Source organism: Mammaliicoccus sp. C-M13, assembly GCF_022386845.1.
Taxonomy (GTDB): domain Bacteria; phylum Bacillota; class Bacilli; order Staphylococcales; family Staphylococcaceae; genus Mammaliicoccus; species Mammaliicoccus lentus.
This window is the reverse complement of the sequence record NZ_JAJNHQ010000005.1, coordinates 86,291-108,370: the sequence shown is the minus strand read 5'-3', so window position 1 is coordinate 108,370 and position 22,080 is coordinate 86,291. Positions and strand designations below refer to the sequence as shown.

Sequence of the window (22,080 nt, the reverse complement as noted above, 5' to 3'; positions counted from 1 at the left end):
GCAGCTCAAGCTTATTTGAGTTGCGCCTTTTTGTGTATCATTTTTTAAGTAAAGATAGGAGAGAGATAAAATGAAATTATTTAGAGTTGTGTATTTATTATTTGCAGCAATAATTGTACTTTCAGGCTGTCAAAGTAATACAGACAATGAAAAAAATGAAGCCAAACAAGAATCAAAGGAGAAAGTAGAATACAAACGAATTATTTCGTTAATTCCAAGTAATACAGAAATATTATATGAACTGGGTCTTGGTGATAAAGTTGTAGGGGTTTCTACAGTGGATGATTATCCTAAAGATGTGAAAGATAAAAAACAATTTGATGCATTTAAATTAGATACAGAAGCATTAATGAAAGCTAAACCAGATTTAATATTGGCACATGAATCTAATAAATCTACACAAGAAAAAGATTTGAAAAAATTAACTGATGCTGGCGTTAAAGTCGTATACATAGATGATGCTAATTCCATCAATGAAATGTACCAAACATTTAAACAAGTCGGTAAAGTTACAGGTAAAGAAAAAGAAGCTAATAAGCTTGTAGATAAAGTGAAAAACGATATCGAAAAGGTGAAAAAAGATATACCTGAAGATAAACAAGGCAAACAAGTATTTATGGAAATTTCATCACAACCAGATATTTATACATCAGGTAAAAACACATTTTATGATGATATGTTAACTTCAATTAAAGCTAAAAATGTATTTCATGATGAAGAAGGCTGGATTAAAACAGATAAAGAAAGTATTTTGAAACGCAATCCAGACGTTATGATAACAACGAGCGGGCAAAGCGAAGAAGAATATAAAAAATTGAATAACAATAGAGACGGGTTTGATCAAGTAAATGCAGTTAAAAACGACAGCGTTTACGCATTAAACGCAGATAAAATATCAAGACCAGGTCCAAGACTAGCTGAAGGATTAGAAGAGCTTGCAGACAAAATATACGACTAATCAATCTAGTCATTTTAAGTATATTTTGATTTGGTTTCTCGTTCTATTGTTATCTGTTGCAGTGTCTTTGTTTATAGGTTCTACAGGTATAACATGGAAATTTGATAATCAACTAGAATGGACGATTTTTTATAAATTAAGAGTTCCGAGAACATTACTGGCTTTAATTGCTGGTATGGGACTAGTAATGAGTGGTCATATTTATCAAACAATATTAAATAACCCATTAGCAGATAGTTTTACATTAGGTCTTGCTAGTGGCGCAACATTTGGAAGTGCACTTGCAGTATTTCTTGGTGTATCCATTTGGTTTGTGCCGTTGTTTTCAATATTTTTTAGCATGTTAACGTTAATAATCATCGTATTAGTTACGGAAACAATGGTAAAAACTTTTCATGTAGCTACGATGATTTTATCGGGTATATTTATTGGCGCATTTTTTAGTGCAGCATTATATATACTACTATTAATAAAGCCAGACAAAGTTAATAACATGGTTTCATATATGTTTGGAAGTGTTGCTTCAGCTGAGAGAATAACCGTCGAAATAACTGGAGTCGTAACTATTATATGTATTGTCTTATTATTAGGTATGAGCCATGTAATCAAGCTTATACAACTAGGTGAAGATAAAGTTATTACGCTTGGTGTTAATGTTAGATTTATATCATGGTTCTGCTTATTAATAGCTGCAGTTATGACGGCCGTTATAATAAGTTTCACAGGCATTATTGGCTTTATAGGTATGATTGTACCCCAAGTAGTAAGGAGAGTATATAGAGTGCCTATGTTCATTAAAATGATACTTAATATTTTAATAGGTGGATCGTTGTTATTAATAGCAGATACCATAGGCCGTGTCATTATAAGTCCGATACAAATTCCAGTAGGTATTGTATTGTCGATTATCGCTATACCCGTTATGATGTATCTAATGATAACGGAACAACGCAAAAAAGAAAAAGGCAACCTTTAATGTTGTAATATTTCATATAGTAAACACCAATTTGTTAGTAGTTTATCTAACAAATTGGTGTTTTTAGCTATAAAATTGTTGTTGCTTTCTGAATAGAATAGTTTAAAATATTTCTATGAAAGGGATGATGACATGGATTCATGTGACATTCAAGCAATTATCTTTGATTTAGAAGATACGCTTGTAGATCGTGAAAAGTCACGATTAAAATTTTTGGAAGAACAATTTGAAAGATTTCATGAATTGATGGTTACAGTCCAAAGACGTGATTTTGAAAAGGTATATTTAACGTTAAATCCCTACGGTTTAGAGGATATAGAATGGGTTTATCAAGAACTCGTTAAGAGATTAAACATTGAAAAAATTACTTGGAAGATGTTTTATAATGACTATAAAATGCATTATTATAGATACCACTTTCCGTTTTACGATACATTGTTTACTTTAGATAAATTGGAAAGTATGGGATATAAACTAGGTGTTATTGCAAATGGTGAAAGCGAGAAAGTTACACATGTAATAAACGCTATTGGTATAGACCCATACATCGACTATATTTCAATTTCAGAAGATGTAGGTGCGATGAAACCAGATCCTATTATTTTCGAAGATAATATGAAACATTTAGGTGTTAAGCCAGAACAAGTATTATATGTTGGTGATTGTCCAATCAATGATATTGCTCCCGCTTATGCGATGGGGATGAAAAATGCTTGGGTTGCTAATTCGGTATTAGGAACACCTGAAGAAAATGAATTAGATTATACAATTGAAAATTTAAGTGATTTAATAGAGATATGTAAACAAATTCAAAGAGGTGAATAATCATGAATTTATTCTTAACTAAAGAGAATGTAGCAATACATTATGAAACAAAAGGAAAAGGTTTCCCGATAATCTTATTGCACGGTGTTTTTCAAGATATGGAAGTATTTGCACCTCTTATCAAAAATTTGAGTAAACAGTATCAAGTGATATCTATAGATATGAGAGGGCATGGTTTAAGCGATGCACCATTTGATAGTAGAGTTGATGATTACGTTTCAGATATCCAGCAATTACTAAATGGATTATTTATTAATCGAGCTTTTGTTATTGGTTTAGAACTAGGTTCAACTGTAGCACTAGGGCTTGCTTATAAAAGTCCAAATTTAGTAGAAGGTTTAATATTGATTAATCCTACAGATAATCATAAAACTTTCCCAGAAAACCGTATTTACGATAGACATGCAGATGAAATAAGAACAATGAATGATGAAGAAAAAGAAAAATATTTAATGAAATTTAGATATAAAAACATTAAAAAAGCTAAAAAGTTTGTAAAATCGCATATACCTTCTCATGCATTACAAACAATGGAAGAAGAAATCACAATAAAACGTTCATTCAAAGATTTTGATATTCTTGCTTTATTACATGAAATTAAAGTGAAAACACTTGTCATTTCAGGAAAGTATGATGGAAAAATCTTATATAGTGAAGGTCAAAAAATAAGCGATCTGCTACCAAATAGTGAATTTTTATTATTTGAGCAGTCTGGAGAACTACCATTTGTTGAAGAAAAAGAGAAATTTATTAGTGAAATGAATGAATTTTTAAGTGGAATTCCTCAAAATTAATCGTTTTGTTACATGATTGTAATAAAAGTAGTTAAATTGTAATGATTATGTTATAATAATCGCAGGTTGGATGCATAATCAAAAAGACAGATAAATGGAGGAGAACCTCATATGAAAAAATGTCTCTTAACTATTGCGATGTTACTTATGGTTTTACCATTTTCACCGTTTACTGAGGCACAAGCAGCAAATGATACCCACTTAGATATAAATGAGAAGAATATAGAATCATATAAAGAGGGTACTCAAGCCATTGAGAATATTAAAATTGGAGATAAAGTTTCAAAAATTAAAAACAAGTATCCTAATTTAATGTACTCATACTCTGATGACAGTAATGAAAAAGAAAACTATTATGAATTTGACACAAAAAATGGTCATATGATTATTACAGGAACAGGCAAAGGTCAGAATGAATCAGTTAAACGTATTACAATGATTTATGATCAACAGACTAATGTAGATTTAAATCAGTTAGTAGACCTTTTAGGTAAAGATACTACTAAACGTGTACAAGATAATAAATATACTGGCGGTTATGCTTACGTGAATAATGATAAAGCGCATTTCCAACTATCGAAAGCTACACCAGACAGTAAAGATTATAAAGTGTATCGTATTGATTTAGGCCAATATTAAATAGCTTGATAGCTCAATAGCTTAAACGAATCCCCCATTATTGTAATATACATATTGCATAATGGGGGATTAATTTATACAATATGAGAATAAGGTGGTGTGTTAATGCGTCCTAACAATACAGTATTACTTGAAAATGTGAATGATTATTTACAACATGTAGGTGTATTGCCTGAGCGAATAGACAAAGTTCAGCATTCATTAAAGAAAGATATGAAAAAATCAGACGAAAAAGAAGTTGATTATGCTGAATACAGACATAAATCACACGCTGAAATTCTTCAAATTATACAACGAAATTTAGCAATTGTTAGCTATAACCCTATTCTTTTTTATACATTAAATTTCTTATTATTTGCATATTTACTTGATAAGAAATTGGTTTTATTTAGTGCTGTGACAGGATTATATGTATTATATGTAATTTTTATATTAACAACATCACTAGGTGTATATTTAACAATAAAACGGAACAGTTATTTGTATCCCAATAGAAAATTGATGATTACCAATATTACTGTTTTTGGTATAGGCCTTATCCTTTGTGTATTAAAAATCTTTAATTTGAACTTAGGCATTTATGTTTTGCCGTTAGTCATTTTCCAAGCGATATTCGTAATAGGCCTTATGTTGTTAATTCTCGCGATTTTCCTACGTAAATTAGAAGTTGCTGCAATGGGATTTATTGTTTTACAAAAAACAATCTCATCTGTGACAACTAATGAAACGATAATTATGAGCGTGACTATTGCTAGTTGGGCAATTATATTGATGATTATTTTATTCTTCGTAATGAGATATTCGACAAGAAGATACGTTTAACTAAATAATATTAAAATCAGGCTGAGACATTTATTTTATGTCTCAGCCTGATTCATTTTCATTTTATTAAATTAAATATATAAAAGTGTGAAATTGTGTTAATCGGGTATATTATTACTGTAAAGTTGGGAGGATTACTTATGGGTAAACTAATAACAAGGGATGGTACTCAAATCGCTTTTGAGAAAAATGGAAACGGGACTCCATTAATTATGTTGCATGCATTGAGTATGAATTTAGCAGCATTTCATTCTACAGTCGAACAGTTAAAAAACGATTTTAAAATATATTCAATTGATTCCAGAGGACATGGAAAATCAGATAAACCAACAGAAATTTCAATACAAGAACATATCAATGACATCATTGATTTAATGGATGCTGAAGGCATTGAATCAGCATATATTGTAGGTCACGATATGGGTGGTGTAATCGCTCAAGAATTGACGATACAACAACCCAAACGTGTTAAGAAACTTATCTTAATATCATCTATTTCTAATAAAGGAAAACAGCCTCTCATTAAATTAATTGCAAAACATAGAGATAAAGTTGCCGGCTTTAGTAAAGAAGAAGCGATGTTAATTTTGTTTAATGAAATTTTTTATAACACTGATACAACGTTCAAATGGTACCAAGAAGTGAAAAAATATTATCGAATGACAGAAGAACAAGATGCTATATCAGTGCGAACAATTAATGGTATTAATATTGAGTCAGATGATATTAAAGTCCCAACACTTATAATAAAAGGGAAACATGATCCATTCTTAGATGAAGATGAAACAAATCATATTAAAAATGCACATACAGAACTCTTTGAAAATTCAGGACATGCACCTTTTATCGAAGAAAGTGAAAAATTTAAAAAAGTAGTTACTAAATTTTTAAAACAATGCACTTCTATGAAACAATCAATATCATAAGTATTATGTCTTAATAAATTTATACAATAAAAAGGTACACCAAATAATTTTGGTGTACCTTTTTATTTGTATCAAGAATATTTAATGCTTGATGCAAAATTAATCATTTATATCAGTATTAGCTATTTCTTTATCGATTTTTGCGATGACGTCAGCTATAGATTTGCGTTGTTTTTTATTAACTAAAATTAATACAGTACGTTCGTCATATTCATTTCTTCTCTTAGTGAAATAGTCTTGTTGTGATAAGTTTTTTACAGCTTTAACAATTTGCGGTTGTTTATAGTTGAGTTTATTAATGATTTTCTTTAAATGATATTCTTCTTCATCCGTGTCATTAATGTAAGTAAGTACAGCAAACTCTTCGAAGCTTAGTGAAAAATCTTTTTTAATGATTGACTTTAATTTGTCCACATACGTTACAAGCGATAATAAATCCGAACAATTTTCTATTTTAGAAATTGCCATTTTGAATCCCCCTAGATAATGGTTTTTTAAATTTTGAAGAAACACAAAGTAATACAACCCCTTGTATCATTCAATAAAAAGCTTTTTGTATTTCAAAACTATGATTTTAGTTAATCAATTATTTTCTTATTTTAGCTCAAATATAGCTATATGTAAACTAATAAGAGTAGGATTTAATTAAATATTAATACAAATAATATAAATGTCACAAACGAAAGTCACACATAATATAATGTTAAGAAATTTAAGTGTGCAAAAAATATTAATTCTTCTAATAAAATAAATAAAACATAACGAAATGATGAGATATTAATTGTATTATTTATAGAATGAAAAGAAAAAGCCGTATATTTATACGGCTTTTCAAAAACTACTTTTCAATTTCTGTGTATTGTATGATGACTTCTTCAATTGTTTCAGCATCTAACTCTGCATATTTTTGTAAGAATTCTGCCACACTATGTTCTTTGATATAAGTGTCTTTTTCGACAGTTTCTTTGTCATTTACATCTTTGTATTCTAGTAAATAACAAACAGCTTTAACAAGTTCAGAATGCTTTTTATTTCTTTTTGCTAATTCGATTAAAGGTTTAACGATTCGATCATTTGGTCCAACTTTACGTAGTACACCTCTACCAACTCTTGTAACATCATCTGATAGGTAAGGGTTATTAAAGCGACCAATTATTTTTTCAACATAATAAGCTTGATCTTCTTTAGTGAATTCATCAAATGTTGATATGAGGTACTCACTTGTTTCGTTAAGTACTTCATGTAAACCGGCTTTAATTTCTTTATCTTGAATGGCTTCAAGAATTGTATTGTAACCTTTGTATTGTCCATAATACGCTAAGTAAGCATGACCAGTGTTTACTGTCATTAATTTTCTTTCGATATATGGCGTTAAATCATCAACGTAATGTACATCTTCTAATTGTGTTCCTTGCCATTTTGACGCTTCGACAACCCATTCAAAGAATGGTTCCACTAATACGTCTAATGAACCTTCTTTTTGACCTTGAGGAACAATACGGTCGACTGCTGAATTTGGGAATGAAATATCTTCTGATAGTGGACCAGTTATATTTAATATTGCTTCTTTCAACTGATCTGTAGCCATGATTGCATTCTCACAAGCAACGATATTAAGTTTTTTACCAGGTTCGCGTTCTGTTAAAAAGTTTGCAAAAGATTTAGCAATGATAGGTAAAATATTTACACCTACAGCTGTTGTAATAACATCTGCTTCAAGGATTGCTGCTTTTAAATCTTCTGTATTTGAAATGCTATTAATACCTTTGACGCCTGAAACAGGTTCTTTAGTATTTTCTTCATTAGCTATAATGACGTTATAAGCTTGTTCTTCGTTAATTTGATTGATAACATCCGCGTTTACGTCTACGAAAGTAACTTCGTAACCATTATCACTTAAAACTTTGCCAATGAAACCACGGCCGATATTACCGGCTCCAAAATGAATGGCTTTCATTAAAGCTCAACCTCCTCAAAGACTGCAAGAATTTCTTCTTTTGTTTGAGCATTTATAACTTTTTCAACGTTTTCTTCTTCACTAAATGTAATTGCGATTTGTGAAAGGATGTCTAAATGTTCGCCATCTTTACCAGCAATGCCTACAATAACTTTAGCTTCGTTACCGTCCCAATCAACGCCTTCTGGGATGTGTAGTAAAACTAACCCTGATTTTAATACTTCGTTTTTAGCTTCGTCTGTGCCATGTGGAATAGCTAAGAAATTACCCATATAAGTTGTTACAATTTGTTCACGTTCTTTCATAGCAGTGATGTATTTCTCTGTTACTGCTCCATCTTCTACTAATACTTGTCCTGCTTTTTCGATTGCTTCTTCTTGTGAATTTACTGATAAGTTCATAATAATGTTTTCTGGATTAAATAATTGTGTCATGATAAGTCACTCCGTTTTCGTTAATTTTTGTTTTAGTTTATTTAAGAAAAATGATTTAAGTGTATTTTCTATTAATACACGATCGTTTAATAGATGATTAATGTCATCTAAATGTTCTGTAATTAAAGATGATACTTCGCTCATTAGTTGTCCTTGTTCTGAATTAGCCGGTATAAACATTGAAACTAACCAATTAACCTCTTGCTCTTTATTTTCTATCGTCTTTAAGCTTAATGGTTTTATTAATTCTGTAATAATGAGCTGAGGTTTCTTTATTGATTCGTCTGATAGGTGAGGTATTGCTACTGGATAGCCTGTAAGTGCAAATCCTTGCAACGCTGTTCTTTGTTCAAACTTTTCAATAAAATCATTACTATTTTCAAGGACGTGATGTTTTGTCAGTGTTTGTACTAGATATCGAGTAAGGTTGGTTACTTTTCTTTGTTCGAAAATCATGTTTTGAATCAAAGTTAAACTATCTTCTATAAAGTTGACTGTTTGATCATAATCTTTATGTGATAGCTGAGACTTTTCACCTACATCATCTTTTAATGCGTAATGTATATTTTGTTGTAAATCTAGGAAGTATTTAACACTTTCGGCATCTTGTTCAGGTAATAATGGATTAACTGTAATATGTGGATATTTCGTATCTAAAGAAACTGTTGAAATCATACCGTCATATTTAGAGTAATCAATAGATTTTAAATCACTTACTGAAACTTCTGTTGTCTCTGCTATTTCAGAAAAATGTTGTTTCAATCGATTAGATAAGATTCTACTTGTACCTATACCACTACTACAGACGACTAACACATGAAGTGAAGGACTTTGTTTTTCATTGAGCATGCCACCAAAGTGTAATGCAATATAAGCAATTTCACTTTTAGGAAAATGATAATCACTGAGTACAATCTTTAAACCTGACGAAACAGCTTCAAAAAGTTCTTTATCATAAGTTTCGATCATTTCGGTAAGCGGATTGTAGGTTTCAATGTTTGCTTCAAGTCTATTAATAGCTGGTTCTAAATGTAAATTTAAACCATTGAATAAAGACGTTTCATCTTTGAAAGAGAAACCACGTGATTTAACAAAATCAATTAATCTAGTTACACGTTGTTCGTGAATCTCGCTATTTTCATAAGTTGTTTCATGACGTCTTCTTGCGCCTCTTAAATGCATCGTAATAAAAGCAATTTCTGAATTGTTAAAAGTCACATCGTAAATGTCACTTAATACATTAGTTAAGCGAGTTGAAACTTTGAACTCTTCAGTTGAAATCAATTCGTTTAAAATATCGTTTTCAATTTCAACATGACCATCTTGTTTAATGCGTTCTATAGATAAAACGATATGGATAGTTAATGTTAAATAACTAGCTTCCGTTAACGTATAGGGTAGAACACCGAGTTCGTCCATTAGGAGTCTCTCAACGTTAAACAATCTATCTATATCTACGATGCCTTGTAAATGCGTTTCGTTTAAAGAGTGATAGACGAAGTGGTCTTCAACAACAGAATATACACTATCACTATCTAATTTTTCTAACATGATACGAGCTAATAGTTGTCGCTTGTTAACTTCTTCACCAATTAACAATAAACCTTCGCCACGTTTTCTTTCTATAGATAAATCAAAAAGTGTTAATTCAGGTTCTAACTGTTCTAAAATTTTATTTAAAGTTCGTGTGGATGTACCAATTTCATTAGCCAAACTATAAAGTTTAACTGGATCTTTAGACTGTATTAAATTGTATAGAATAATTACTTTTCTTTCTTCATCTGACAAATCGATTGTATCTTGCTCATTTAGTGCTTGCATAAATTGATCTATATCATCGGGATCGCCCTCAATGCGTAAACCTAATTTAGGCACTCTAGATAAAGATAAATGATAATTTTCTAAAGACTTTTCTACTCTTTTCATTTCTCTATGAACAGTTCTTGAAGAAATACCTAGAGTTTGGGCAATGTCATGAATCGTTAAAAAAGAGTGAAGGCGTTCAGATAGTAACTTGAGAACACTTTTTTCCCGATTACTTATCATCATTAACCCTCACTCCTTTTTTTAAAAATTATTTTTTTAATTCATTGATAAGTTCTTCATATCTTGGAGAATTCAAGAAATTATCTACTGAAATATGAATTGCTTTAGGATTTTTCTTAATCGCTCTATCTGTTAACGTTTTTTGAGTAATAACAACATCTGCGTCGTCAGGTAATTGGTTGATTGCAGTATTTGTAACTTCAATATCTGATAGGTCAGCTTTTTTGAATTTATTTCTTAACATACCTGCACCCATTGCACTTGAGCCCATACCAGCATCACAAGCGAATATCACTTTTTGAACGTTAGAGAAATCGTGAGCATCTATGTTTTCAGTATCGTATTTATCTAATAATTCTTCAGATTCATCTTTTTCTTCTTCATTTTCAGAAGTTGCTTCAGCTTCTGTTCCTGTGTTATCAGCTGTTAAAGCACTGCTTACTGAAGATTTTTTTCCTTTGCGAGCTTCCATATCTGCAGTTGCTGATTCTAAGTCGCCTTCAGGGTCTTTAGTGAATTTCAAGATAATCGATGCGACGATAAATGAAACGAGTGTAGCAAGAAATATGCCTAGTAACATGACTAAATAACTGCCTTTAGGTGTGATTGCGAAGTATGCAATTATAGAACCTGGAGAGGCAGGTCCTGTCGTACCAAAGCCGAACATACTAAATGTTGCAACACCTGTCATACCACCAAGTACAGCAGCTACTAATAATAAAGGACGCATTAATACGTATGGGAAGTAAATTTCGTGAATACCACCTAAGAAGTGGATAATACCAGCACCATATGAAGTTGCTTTAGCTGTTCCTTTACCGAATACCATGTAAGCAAGTAATATACCAAAACCTGGACCAGGGTTAGATTCTAAAGTATACAAAATAGATTTACCAGCTGCTGAAACTTGTTCAGAAGCTAACGGTGTTAACACACCATGGTTAATCGCATTATTTAAGAATACTGTCTTGGCAGGTTCGATGATGATACTTACTAAAGGTAGTAAGTGATGAGATACTAAGAAATCAACGCCCATACCAAGTAATTTCATTAAACCTTCAACTAATGGCGCTAATCCTTTGAAACCGACAATTGCCATTAAGAATGCTAGAATACCAGCTGAGAAGTTGTTAAATAACATTTCAAAGCCTTGAGGTGTTCTTGGTACTAAGAAATCATCAACTTTCTTCATTAACCAACCAAGAAGCGGTCCCATAATCATTGCACCAATTAACATTGGTGTGTCTGGGAATGCAGCAATAACACCCATTGTAGCAGTGGCACCAACGACACCACCACGTAAACCGTGTACTAAACGACCACCACTAAATGCTATAAGTAATGGTATTAAATATTTGATCATTGGATCTACCATAGTTGCAAGTTCTTCGTTAGGTAACCAACCATCTTCAATAAATAGTGCAGTTATAAGCCCCCAAGCAATAAAAGCACCAATATTAGGCATAATCATACTACTTAAAAATGAACCAAAGGCTTGGACTTTCGGACCTATACCCTTTTTCTTTTCAGTTTGTTCTGCCATGTAAAACACACCTTCCTTTACGTAAAAGTATTTGTACCTTTATCTTACGGAGAAGCGAGTCTATATACAATGAATACTAAATGTAACTTTGTCACATCAACTTTGCCATGTATGACAAAGCAGAGCAAAATAAAAGTACAGATGTGAAAATAAAACTTTTGTATAATTATACCCTTATATAGGTGTGATTACTAATAAAAGCCTTGGAGATGAATTTACGGTTCGATAAAAAGGAATTATCGAACCGCAAATTCGAAATACAGGTCGATAAAAATAAATTATCGAACCGCAAAAGCAAAATACAGGTCGATAAAATAAATTATCGAACCACAAAATAGGAAATATATGCCAAAATGATGTTTGAACAATTCTTCAGTGGGAATACTAATAATATAATATAGAAATGGAGGCTTTATTCATGACAGTAGTAAAAACTTATAATAATGACGAAGCGTTACAGAACGACATTAACAAACTAAAAGATGTGAATATTGATCCGTCAAATGTTTTTGTATTATCACACGATGATGATCGTACGGCACGTATTGTAGAACACACAGATTATTCTGGTATTGACTACAATAACAAAGACTTAGGTCAAAAATTCGACAAGCAAGGTGACGAATTAAGAGCTAAATTACAAGAGCTTGGATTATCAAAAGAACAAGCGGAAGAAAACGAAGAAAAAATGGACGAAGGTAAAGTATTTCTAATTGTCAAAGATGACAAAGCAAAAGAAGTATTAGGATAATTAGCAAAACCTCTCATATAGCAAAAGCCTATCTCAAATTTGAGATAGGCTTTTTTAAATTATAAATGTCAAAAGTATTTGACATATATCTCTGAAATGTTAGCATAAAAATGTAAAATACTTTTGACATTAAGGAGTAGTAATTTATGATTGTACTGAAGTGGATAGCTTTTATTATTATCACATTTGTGATGTGGCAATTTTATTTTAAATTTATTACGATTGATACTAAAGAATTTAGTAGAGAAAAAAGATTAGACGAACGAGCACTAAGAATGAGATTAGAAGTATTATCAAGAACATTTGGATTCATGTTTCTTATCATTATGTCCTACATTGCCTTAAAAATATCAGGGCTTAAAGGTGATGCTAATAATGTATTTACGGAAAATCTTGAAATAGTATTTTTAGTTGTATTACTTGTTAACTATTGTATAAATGTAATAATGGTAAATAAAAAGTACAATTGAAAGCGGGAAAATAATGAAAAATAGAATTAGGGAATATCGTAAAAAATTAGGGATTTCACAGGATACATTAAGTAAAAATGTAAAAGTAACAAGACAAACAATAAATGCGATAGAAAACGATAAATACGATCCTACATTAGCTTTGGCATTCAAATTGGCTAAAGAATTTAATGTAACAGTAGATGAATTGTTTTCATAAATAACTTTAGGAGGAATCAAATTGAAAAAGCAAGACGAAATGGAGAAACAGCATTTTTATATCGCTTCAAAATGGACAACAGCATATTTTTTAATTGTGCTAGTGATATACAATTTATATACAAAATTCACAACAGGGGAATTTGATGTCGTGTGGCTAATTCTATTAATAGGGCTTATTTTATTCACAAGTATTCTAACTTTTTATAAATATAAAACGAAGATATAATATAGCACCTTTAGTGTATTATGTGTATAATGTATAAAAACTTAAAGTGGTGATTTTTCTTGAAGAAAAACTTCTTATTCATAATTTTATTTACTTTTTTCAGTATTATAGGAAGTAAATTATTTACTTTCGCTTTATCTTTTCACGTCTTAAATATTACTGGAAGTGTTCAAAGTTTCTCGAATATCATCATTATTTATTCTGTTGTTTTTATATTGGGTAGTACACTTATGGGTTATTACATAGATAAAATTAATAAAAAACTTTTTATTATATCAATGCAGTGTATTTCAGTAATCTCAATTATTGGAATATATATAATTCCTAATAGTCTTAATCAACTTATATACATATATATCATTGTTACCATACTTACAATCACAGATATAGCGGTAACTTTGGCTTTTAATAGTGGACTTCTAACTTTAGTAAGTGAAGAATATTTAGATAAGACCGTTTCGTATAGAAATGTCATACAAAATATTATACAAATTGGCGCACCAGTATTAGGCGGTATTATTTATGCATATTTTGATATAAAAACTTTTACGATTATTATGCTGATAACTGAATTAATTTCTTTATTGTTCGTATTATTTATTAGCTTTAATAAACTAAATGTTGAAAATGAAATAGAAGAAATGAAAGATACATTTTTTAATAGTTATAAGACAGTTTTTAATTTTTTAAAGATGAAAAAAGATTTATTTATAATTATTTTATCAGGGGCTATTATTAATTTTATGTTTGGGTTTATAACAGTTGGCATACCCGGGAGTTTTGTTACTTTATTTAATATGAATTCTAAACAACTAGGGTTAATTGAGACTGCTATGCCAATAGCAGGAATTATATTTGGAGTTGTGTATCCTCGAATTAAAAATAAAGGATCATTAATATTTAATATGCAATGCGCAATGATAATACTAGCTTTAGGTCTTCTTATATTATGTACGCCTTTAACAATAGGTTTAACTAGCCAGCTTGTAGTCATTATTTATTTTGTAAGCATGTTTATTATGGGTATAGGAATCATATTGAGTAATATCCCAATCAATATTTATGTTCAAAAAAATGTACCCGAAAATATTAAAGGAAAATATCTTGCTTTGCATCAAACAATGTCTCAAATTATGATGCCTGCAGGAATTTTAATATCGGGTATATTATTTGATATTCATAATTATTTCTATTTAATATCATTCTTGCTTACGACGTTATTAAGCATAGCAATAGCTTTTTCATACCAATATTTAAAAAGATATGATGGTGCAGTTTAGAACACTAAAAACTTATGTTTTATCCTACTACTTGTTCTATGCGATAACGTAGTTCATTGAAGTCTAAAATACGTGCTTGTCTATGAACTTCTTTTTCGTTATAAAAAAGCATAACAACAGGAGACGTGAATAAATTCAATTGTCCTACTGCTTCTGGTACGTCATTTGCCACAATTTCATAAGCGGGTATATTATATTCATTTACTATATCTTGAACGATAGGGTGGTCTGCTTTACATACAGAGCAGTTTTCACTTGATACATAAATTAATACAAAATCATTCGAATGAATGATAGTGTTGAATTCATCGAAATTTTGAATGATTTCCATATTATCACCTTCTGATTTGATTATAATAACAAGTATTGTAACATGATATATGATAAGGAGTGGAAAATATGTTTGGTAAAACAAATAATCCCAAAAAGGATAAAAGATTTTACATAAAATCTAATGAAAATTTAGGTACGTTAGGTAAAGTAATTGTGTTAGTTGACAGTGAAACAGGCGTGAATTATTTACAGTTTGCTAACGCAGGAAACTCAATTACACCATTGTTAGATGAAAACGGAAAAGTGATCGTTGATAAAGTTTAAAATATATCATAAATTGGCACCTTTATATTGGCTATATTGAAACTATAACAGGTCTCATATATGAAGAAAGGAGATCAAATATGTTTATAGCATTTATAATATTAATTATTTTGACCTTATTGATGCTTCTATATTCCTTAGCGATTCTTATGGGAAAAGATAGCGATGTGTACTCGATGTTATCTAAAGAAGAGAAAAATCTTTCTGAAAAAAAGAAGATGATTATTTATTTTGTTAGTGTCGCATTGTTATTTGGATGCTTGTTATATTTCTTTTATTTTTTCACTTAAATAATTGAGTGATGATTGTTTTAAAGGTTCCAAAAATTGAATGAATATAAAAAAAGAGCGACTTAATGGTGACTATTAAAAAGTGGTTAATTCTATAATAATAGGCAGATTAGGAATGTTATTACATGATTCGGAAGTGATATGTTTGAATAATAATCTTTTAATTAATACTAAATATGGCAAGGTACAAGGATTTCAAGAAAATAATATAAATAAATGGTATGGTATTCCTTTCGCTAAACCACCGATTCACGAATTGAGATTTAAAAGAGCTCAACCCCCTGAACCTTGGCAAGGAACTAAAGAGTGTACAAAGATGGGTAATCGTCCATATCAATTTACTGATGAAAAAATTTTGAAAAAGATGGGTCTAGCCAATGAAAATATTCGTTCAAGTGAAGATTGTTTAAATTTAAATATATGGGCGCCTAAAAGTACTAAAAAAGCGCCAGTTTTTGTATGGATTTATGGTGGAGGTAATCATATTGGAGAAGCATCTTCACCAGCTTATTCATTAGAAAGTTTTGCTGAACAAGGTGTTATTGGTGTTTCATTTAACTATCGTCTTGGGCCTCTAGGATTTTACAATTTTTCGAAATTAGATAGTAGTTTTGATTCAAACTGTGCGGTGTCGGATATGATATTGGCGATGCAGTGGATTAAAAACAACATTGAAAACTTTGGTGGAGATTCTAATAATATAACTATTGCAGGTGAGTCTGCCGGAGGTACAGCTGTTTATTCATTACTAGCAGCACCTAAAGCTAAAGGAACTTTTCAGAAAGCTATAGCAATGAGCGGACTATCTGGTAATATTACAACTCAAAAAACGCATGATTTAAATAATGAAATATTCTTTGATAAATTAGGATTAGATTCGCAAGATATTTATAAATTAAAGGAAATGCCAGTTGAAAATATGATTAATCCATCCAAAGCTGTGTTTGAAGAAAGTTGCTCTGTAAATCCAGGTATTTTTGTGACAGGTCCAGTCATAGATGATTTAATACCTAAAAAACCATGGGATGCTTTGAATGAAGGTATAAATAAAGATGTTAAATGTATGTTTGGTACATGTCGTGATGAGGGGACACTTTTTTATTCTATGCACGCAATCCCTAAAAGTTGGAGCGAAGTAAGTACGATGTTATCTAGGAATAATCGATTAGATAAATATCCATATTTTAAAGAATTGTATGGGAATCAATCTGAGAAAAAAGCTATGTTTGAAATAGGAAGGGATCGCTTGTTTTGGGCGAACACAATTAAATGTGCTATAGCTCAAAGTAAATATAATGATGTTTATGCGTATCGTTTTGATTATTCAAATCCTCTAAAAAAAATGATTGGTCTAGGTGCACATCACGGCGCAGATGTAAGTCCAGCTTTAAATACGCAAATTAGTAATAAAAATCGTATTCTTAATACTGTTAAGAACAGAGGTTTAAAAAAAGTTAGAAATGTATTACATGGTTCATTTGTTAACTTTGCAATTAGTGGTAACCCTAATGGAGGATTACCTTTAAAATGGCCGAAATATACAAATGATACTCAATCGACGTATATTATTAACACAAAATGTTCAGTATTAAATAATCCTAATTCTAATTATTTTGCAATTTGGGATGATTTAAAACTATATGAGTAATTATTGGCAATATAAAAAGGGGGCGGGACAGAAATCTCATTTTATTAAAAAGATTTCGTAGTCCCACCCTGGCAAGGATGACTAGGTATGAAAAAAGCTTGTTATAAGGGCATTTTCACACCAGTCAGCTACTGCCATTATAATAAAAGAGGCTGAGACATGTATTTATATCCCAGCCTCTTTTTGTGTTTAATTTTCATTCTTTTTATGTTCTATAATCTGTGTTCCACGGTTAGATGTGATGTTTCTTGCTCGTTTCAGTGCATCTTCTTTTTTATCAAAGGAGTCACTGGCTTGCTTAGCGCCGTCTGTTTTAATCTTCCATTTATCATCTTCATAATAAACGTGGACATCTCGATCATTTAATTCAGGGTTTGATGACTCGTCTTCTTCGTGCTTAGTAATTTTTTTGTCTTTGAGTTCATCGAGCTCTTTTTTAGATGCATCTTTATACCATGATTCCGCTTGTTCAGTTGCGATAGGGATTGTATCTTCTTCTTTATAACCATCTTTAAGCATAGCGTTACCGATATCAATTGCTTTTTTTCGTTTTAATTTTTCGAAGTTTTTCCAACTTTGCGGATAATCGTCCATTGTCCAAGGCATATACAATTCATCCTTTCATAATATCTATACATATCAATACCACTTTATAGAAAAATGAAACAATGATTACTTTCATATAGAATTTAATTACTTGGAGACTTTGGAGAGGACGTAATCTTCGCCTTGTTCATAGATGTCTAATAGTTTTTTAATAACATTTAGTTGAGGGATAATCCAATAACAGAGTGCAGCGCCTATTATACCTAATATTGCTCCGACTAATATATCTGCAGGATAATGAACGCCTACCCAGACGCGTGAAATACTCACTAGAATAGCTATTGCTAACCATACGTATCTTAAATTCTTTTTGAAAAGTAAAAAGGTAATACATATCGAGAAAAATTCTATTGCATGGTCACTCGGGAATGAGTTGTCAATCGCGTGACCAATAAGTTGATTAACATTGCTTAACTCAGCAAATGGCTGATTGTTGGAATGAATCGCTCCCGCTATAGCTCCAAATACTTCCGCGACCACAAAAGCAAACATACTGCTAATAATCATAATCCTATTTTCCCGTTTTCTAGTAAACCAATACATGACAATCCCGAAAAGTAAAAAGTATTTCATATACTTAGCAAAAAAGATCATGATTGGATTTAAAAACATAACTTCTTTCCCTAAATCATTAAACATTCTAAATAGTTCAATGTTTATTTCCGATAAATTCATAAAACCATTCCTTCAATACTATAATTTTAATTTTAAAGTTTAATATACTTAATCTCTGACTATACCAAAGTGAAGCAACAAGATAAACCTCAAAATAAAAAATAGTACTAGGTATCAATATCCATTTTGAAAAAACTCCCAATTCGTTAGACTTTGAATGTCGGAATCGGGAGTTTTATTTATATAATTGATTTTAAAAGTGCATGATTGCTCATCACAATATTTATGTTAAATAACTCATAAATGAAGTTGCTAGGCTAAAGTAGATTAACATGCTGACAATATCGTTTATTGTAGTAATAAATGGACCGCTTGCTACTGCTGGATCAATGCCTATTTTGTTCATAAACAATGGGATAAGTGATCCGATTGTTGTACCAACTGTCATAGCTGTCGTTAAGCTTATCCCAACGATAGTTGCTAATAATGGTTGGCCATATAGTATTACAATGATAGAAAACAGTATAAGACTACATACTAAACCAGAAATAAAACCACTCGCGGACTCGTGTAATGCGTGTCTGACTTTATTTTCTTTTTCCATATCACCAGTAGAAATGCTTCGTACGGAAACGGCTAATGATTGTGTTCCTGTATTACCTGACATACCACTAATAATAGGGATAAATGCTGCAAGTAGGGCGACTTGTTCAAGTGTGTCTTCAAATGAACCTAATATTGTAGCAGTTATCATACCTAAGAATGTAAGTAAGATAAGCCACGGTAAACGTTTTTTTGCAGTTTGTAAAACAGATTCTTTTGTCTCTTTTACATCATTAATACCAGCTAATTTTGAGTAGTCTTCGCTAGCTTCTTCTTCCATTACGTCTAAGATATCATCAACTGTAATGATACCTAGTAAATGATGTTGATAATCTACAACTGGAATGGCGATGATGTCATAGTCTTGAATTGTTTGAGCAACAATTTCTTGGTCTTCTGCAACGTCTGTGCTCACAAAGTTTTTGTTCATTACGTTTTTAACATGGTCGTCCATATCGGCGTTAATTAAATCACGTAATGACATAACGGCTATTAATTTTTTTTGATCATTAACAACGTAAAGTGCATAAATTGTTTGAGCTGAAGATGATTTCTCTTTAACGTGCATAAGTGCTTCTCTTACACTCATTTCAGGCGTTAACGAAACATATTCAGTAGTCATGATACCGCCGGCAGTATCTTCCTCGTAATTAAGTAATGATTTTAATGATTCAGATTTATGTTTATCCATAATCGTTAACAAGCTAACGCGCTGCGTTTTACTTAATAGATTAAGTACGTCAACAGCATCGTCATCTGACATGTTTTGAAGAACTTCACTTGCATAGTTTGCATTCATTTCATCGAACATTGATTTTTCTTCTTTTTGACTTAATTCTAAGTAACTCCAGAAGTTTGCTACTTCATCAGGAGATAGAAGTTCGAAAACCTTTTTCTGTTCTTCTGTAGAAAGCGAATCGAAGTACTCACTTTGCTCATAGGCGTGCAAGTGTAAAAATCCTTCTCTAAAATCACTGACTTCGTTGCGCTCTAGTAATTGAGTTAGGCGCTCGTTAATATATTCGTCCAATGCCATTCCTCCTTAATCCATTAAAATAAGTACATAACCAATTTTAGATTATATTGTTAAATTAGCAATGATAAAAATATTAATTAAAAATTTTAAAAATTATACTTCATCATTTCAATTATTTTAAAGGATTCCATCCAGAGTGTTTAACCCAAGCATCAAAATCAAGAAGCTGAGGGTTTATCTCACGTAATTTAGAGATGTTGGCTTCATAACCTCCGAATTCAAACCATTCAAACATCTTCATCATTTTTTGGAACTTTTCTCGTGAATCTACAATTTCGCAAGGAGCATCAAATGTTTTACTTATTTTTTCAGATATCTCAGTTAATGTTTTTTCTTCGCCAGCTATTTCGATAGATTCTCCTATAAGCTGTTCTGGGTTTTTAAAAGCGATATTAGCAAAAGCACCGATATCTTGTACAGCTATCATTTGTAATTTGATTTCAGGATCCATAAACCCTTGGATGACGATCTTTCCATCTTGTCCTTTTGCAAATCCTTCAAAATTATCCATGAAAAATGTTGGTCTTAAAATTGTAGAAGGTAAATCTAAAGAACGGATGTGCTCTTCTATTTGCCATTTTGTTGCAAAGTTTTGAGCTCCATCATATCTTTCTGCACCTGCTGCTGAACTATATACAAAATGAGAAACGCTAGCTTTTTTAGCTAAGTCTGCAACTCTTTTTCCTTGTCGTATTTCTTTTTCAGGATCATTATTATCGAATGATTGTACACTATACACACCGTAAACACCTTTCATTACATCTGAAAGTGATTGTTCATCATCCATATCCGCTTTAACCACAGTAGCGCCTTTTTCTTTAAGTGCTTGTATAGAGGGTTGTTCCGGATTACGTGTCATAGCACGTACTGCCCAACCATCAGACAGTAAATTTGTAGCTACTGCATTACCTTGGTTTCCTGATGCGCCGATTACTAAAATTGTTTTAATATTATTCATGATAAAACCTCCGATTTATTAATAGAATTTTGTATAAAAATTAAATATTATATAAATAAATATATTAAGTTTTATTGAGGCATCGCTTCAGTTTTCGAACACTTTTATTAAAAATCCTCAGTCATATTAAATAAGTTCTGTAAAAATTGTTTTAACTGTTCATTGTTTAATCCTCTCTTATCCACTTGATATTGATAAGATTTAGTGGACAAAGCATTCAATAACATATCAGTTTTAAATGTCTTCCATTCAGGACTTTCTTCATTATCGAAAGTGTTCCAAAATTTCTTGGATAATTTCTGAAATGTTGGCGTATCTCTAAAGTCGCCATGAAACTCTTTTTTCTCTACACAATTTAAAGTGTCTAAATGTTTCGATTTAAAATCAATAAAGAGTTCTAAGTAAATTCCAAATTTTTCATAATTCGTTATTTGGTTATTTTGTTCTGCATAATCCATCTCTTTAAAAAGTCTATCAAAATCATTTTCGATTAATTTATAACAAAGAGCACTTTTATCTTCAAAATGACGGTATAAGGTGCCCATTCCAATACCTAGCTCTTTAGATATACGATTCATGCTCGTATTTTCAACGCCATATATTTCAAATAATTCTTTAGCTGTATTTTCAATTCTTAATCGATTTTCTATTGCATCTTTCCTCAATTGTTTCACCTCTGAAGGGACTTTAAATTTAATAAACGGATACCTCTCCGTTTATTGTAAGGGAACATATAATAAATTACAAATAAAGAGAAACGAGTACTTATATATCTAAATAAAAAACTCCGAGAATCAAGATTTCGCCTGATTCCCGAAGTTTTTATTATGAGTTAGAAACGCTATTTAGTTCTTATTTACAACGAATAAGTGTTCTGAA

25 protein-coding genes are annotated in these 22,080 nt (G+C 31.0%); 14 read left to right on the top strand and 11 right to left on the bottom strand.

Annotated elements, in window-relative coordinates; genetic code table 11:
* Positions 1-70 precede the first annotated feature (70 nt).
* The 7 genes from LQ615_RS05490 (at position 71) to LQ615_RS05460 (ending at position 5,940) form a co-directional block, all read left to right on the top strand.
* A complete protein-coding gene (locus tag LQ615_RS05490) occupies positions 71-958 on the top strand; it encodes an ABC transporter substrate-binding protein (protein WP_070044972.1) in 888 nt (295 codons plus the stop codon).
* Positions 936-1,934 (top strand): FecCD family ABC transporter permease, encoded by a 999-nt coding sequence (locus LQ615_RS05485; protein WP_016999468.1) that lies wholly within the window; start codon positions 936-938, stop codon positions 1,932-1,934. Before LQ615_RS05490 ends, LQ615_RS05485 begins: the two co-directional genes overlap by 23 nt.
* A 132-nt stretch (positions 1,935-2,066) precedes the next feature.
* Positions 2,067-2,759, top strand: a complete 693-nt coding sequence (locus LQ615_RS05480; protein ID WP_016999469.1) for an HAD family hydrolase — start codon at positions 2,067-2,069, stop codon at positions 2,757-2,759.
* Positions 2,760-2,761: 2 nt separating this feature from the next.
* A complete protein-coding gene (locus tag LQ615_RS05475; protein ID WP_064204220.1) occupies positions 2,762-3,553 on the top strand; it encodes an alpha/beta fold hydrolase in 792 nt (263 codons plus the stop codon).
* A 111-nt stretch (positions 3,554-3,664) separates the two neighbouring features.
* Complete coding sequence (locus tag LQ615_RS05470) at positions 3,665-4,192, top strand: SA0570 family protein (RefSeq protein ID WP_064204219.1); 528 nt, start codon at positions 3,665-3,667, stop codon at positions 4,190-4,192.
* 105 nt (positions 4,193-4,297) lie between these two features.
* The gene (locus LQ615_RS05465; RefSeq protein ID WP_016999472.1) at positions 4,298-5,014 is read left to right on the top strand and encodes an MFS transporter; all 717 of its coding nucleotides are present in this window, start codon (positions 4,298-4,300) and stop codon (positions 5,012-5,014) included.
* A 140-nt stretch (positions 5,015-5,154) separates the two neighbouring features.
* On the top strand, positions 5,155-5,940 hold the full coding sequence (locus LQ615_RS05460) for an alpha/beta fold hydrolase (protein ID WP_064204218.1): 786 nt from the start codon (positions 5,155-5,157) through the stop codon (positions 5,938-5,940).
* A gap of 99 nt (positions 5,941-6,039) precedes the next feature.
* On the opposite strand, the gene sarA is transcribed toward LQ615_RS05460, so the two are convergent.
* The 5 genes from sarA to LQ615_RS05435 form a co-directional block, all read right to left on the bottom strand.
* Entirely contained in the window at positions 6,040-6,408 is a 369-nt protein-coding gene (gene sarA, locus LQ615_RS05455) for a global transcriptional regulator SarA (RefSeq protein ID WP_016999474.1), read from the bottom strand.
* A gap of 370 nt (positions 6,409-6,778) precedes the next feature.
* Positions 6,779-7,897 carry a mannitol-1-phosphate 5-dehydrogenase gene (locus tag LQ615_RS05450; RefSeq protein WP_016999475.1) on the bottom strand — a complete coding sequence of 373 codons (1,119 nt, stop codon included), beginning with the start codon at positions 7,895-7,897 and terminating at the stop codon, positions 6,779-6,781.
* On the bottom strand, positions 7,897-8,331 hold the full coding sequence (locus LQ615_RS05445) for a PTS mannitol transporter subunit IIA (protein WP_016999476.1): 435 nt from the start codon (positions 8,329-8,331) through the stop codon (positions 7,897-7,899). The genes LQ615_RS05450 and LQ615_RS05445 overlap by 1 nt, the downstream gene beginning before the upstream one ends.
* A gap of 6 nt (positions 8,332-8,337) precedes the next feature.
* Positions 8,338-10,380 carry a BglG family transcription antiterminator gene (locus LQ615_RS05440; RefSeq protein WP_064204217.1) on the bottom strand — a complete coding sequence of 681 codons (2,043 nt, stop codon included), beginning with the start codon at positions 10,378-10,380 and terminating at the stop codon, positions 8,338-8,340.
* Between the two features lie 25 nt (positions 10,381-10,405).
* Positions 10,406-11,920: a PTS mannitol transporter subunit IIBC gene (locus LQ615_RS05435; protein WP_016999478.1), complete on the bottom strand. Its 1,515-nt coding sequence runs from the start codon at positions 11,918-11,920 to the stop codon at positions 10,406-10,408.
* Positions 11,921-12,338: 418 nt separating this feature from the next.
* Here LQ615_RS05435 and LQ615_RS05430 point away from each other — a divergent pair, with 418 nt between their 5' ends.
* From LQ615_RS05430 to LQ615_RS05410, 5 genes are all read left to right on the top strand, one after another.
* Complete coding sequence (locus tag LQ615_RS05430; protein ID WP_016999485.1) at positions 12,339-12,671, top strand: YflT domain-containing protein; 333 nt, start codon at positions 12,339-12,341, stop codon at positions 12,669-12,671.
* 146 nt (positions 12,672-12,817) lie between these two features.
* On the top strand, positions 12,818-13,141 hold the full coding sequence (locus LQ615_RS05425) for a hypothetical protein (protein WP_016999486.1): 324 nt from the start codon (positions 12,818-12,820) through the stop codon (positions 13,139-13,141).
* A 13-nt stretch (positions 13,142-13,154) separates the two neighbouring features.
* Complete coding sequence (locus LQ615_RS05420) at positions 13,155-13,340, top strand: helix-turn-helix transcriptional regulator (protein ID WP_016999487.1); 186 nt, start codon at positions 13,155-13,157, stop codon at positions 13,338-13,340.
* Between the two features lie 21 nt (positions 13,341-13,361).
* Positions 13,362-13,568 carry a hypothetical protein gene (locus LQ615_RS05415; protein WP_016999488.1) on the top strand — a complete coding sequence of 69 codons (207 nt, stop codon included), beginning with the start codon at positions 13,362-13,364 and terminating at the stop codon, positions 13,566-13,568.
* 59 nt (positions 13,569-13,627) lie between these two features.
* Entirely contained in the window at positions 13,628-14,848 is a 1,221-nt protein-coding gene (locus LQ615_RS05410; RefSeq protein WP_064204215.1) for an MFS transporter, read from the top strand.
* A gap of 19 nt (positions 14,849-14,867) precedes the next feature.
* Here the strand turns inward: LQ615_RS05410 and LQ615_RS05405 are convergent, their stop codons facing one another.
* Entirely contained in the window at positions 14,868-15,179 is a 312-nt protein-coding gene (locus tag LQ615_RS05405; protein ID WP_016999490.1) for a thioredoxin family protein, read from the bottom strand.
* Positions 15,180-15,247: 68 nt separating this feature from the next.
* Between LQ615_RS05405 and LQ615_RS05400 the strand changes: the two genes are divergently transcribed.
* Positions 15,248-15,445, top strand: coding sequence for a DUF6440 family protein (locus LQ615_RS05400; protein ID WP_064204214.1), 198 nt, complete (start codon positions 15,248-15,250; stop codon positions 15,443-15,445).
* 435 nt (positions 15,446-15,880) lie between these two features.
* Positions 15,881-17,383: a carboxylesterase/lipase family protein gene (locus LQ615_RS05395; RefSeq protein ID WP_182093686.1), complete on the top strand. Its 1,503-nt coding sequence runs from the start codon at positions 15,881-15,883 to the stop codon at positions 17,381-17,383.
* Between the two features lie 189 nt (positions 17,384-17,572).
* Here the strand turns inward: LQ615_RS05395 and LQ615_RS05390 are convergent, their stop codons facing one another.
* From LQ615_RS05390 to LQ615_RS05370, 5 genes are all read right to left on the bottom strand, one after another.
* Complete coding sequence (locus LQ615_RS05390) at positions 17,573-17,989, bottom strand: DUF2188 domain-containing protein (protein WP_064204212.1); 417 nt, start codon at positions 17,987-17,989, stop codon at positions 17,573-17,575.
* Positions 17,990-18,076: 87 nt separating this feature from the next.
* Complete coding sequence (locus tag LQ615_RS05385) at positions 18,077-18,664, bottom strand: undecaprenyl-diphosphatase (RefSeq protein ID WP_064204211.1); 588 nt, start codon at positions 18,662-18,664, stop codon at positions 18,077-18,079.
* 223 nt (positions 18,665-18,887) lie between these two features.
* Positions 18,888-20,243: a magnesium transporter gene (gene mgtE / locus LQ615_RS05380; protein WP_026023643.1), complete on the bottom strand. Its 1,356-nt coding sequence runs from the start codon at positions 20,241-20,243 to the stop codon at positions 18,888-18,890.
* Positions 20,244-20,355: 112 nt separating this feature from the next.
* Positions 20,356-21,201, bottom strand: a complete 846-nt coding sequence (locus tag LQ615_RS05375) for an NmrA/HSCARG family protein (protein WP_064204210.1) — start codon at positions 21,199-21,201, stop codon at positions 20,356-20,358.
* A gap of 107 nt (positions 21,202-21,308) precedes the next feature.
* The gene (locus tag LQ615_RS05370) at positions 21,309-21,866 is read right to left on the bottom strand and encodes a TetR/AcrR family transcriptional regulator (RefSeq protein ID WP_016999497.1); all 558 of its coding nucleotides are present in this window, start codon (positions 21,864-21,866) and stop codon (positions 21,309-21,311) included.
* Between the last annotated feature and the right edge of the window lie 214 nt (positions 21,867-22,080).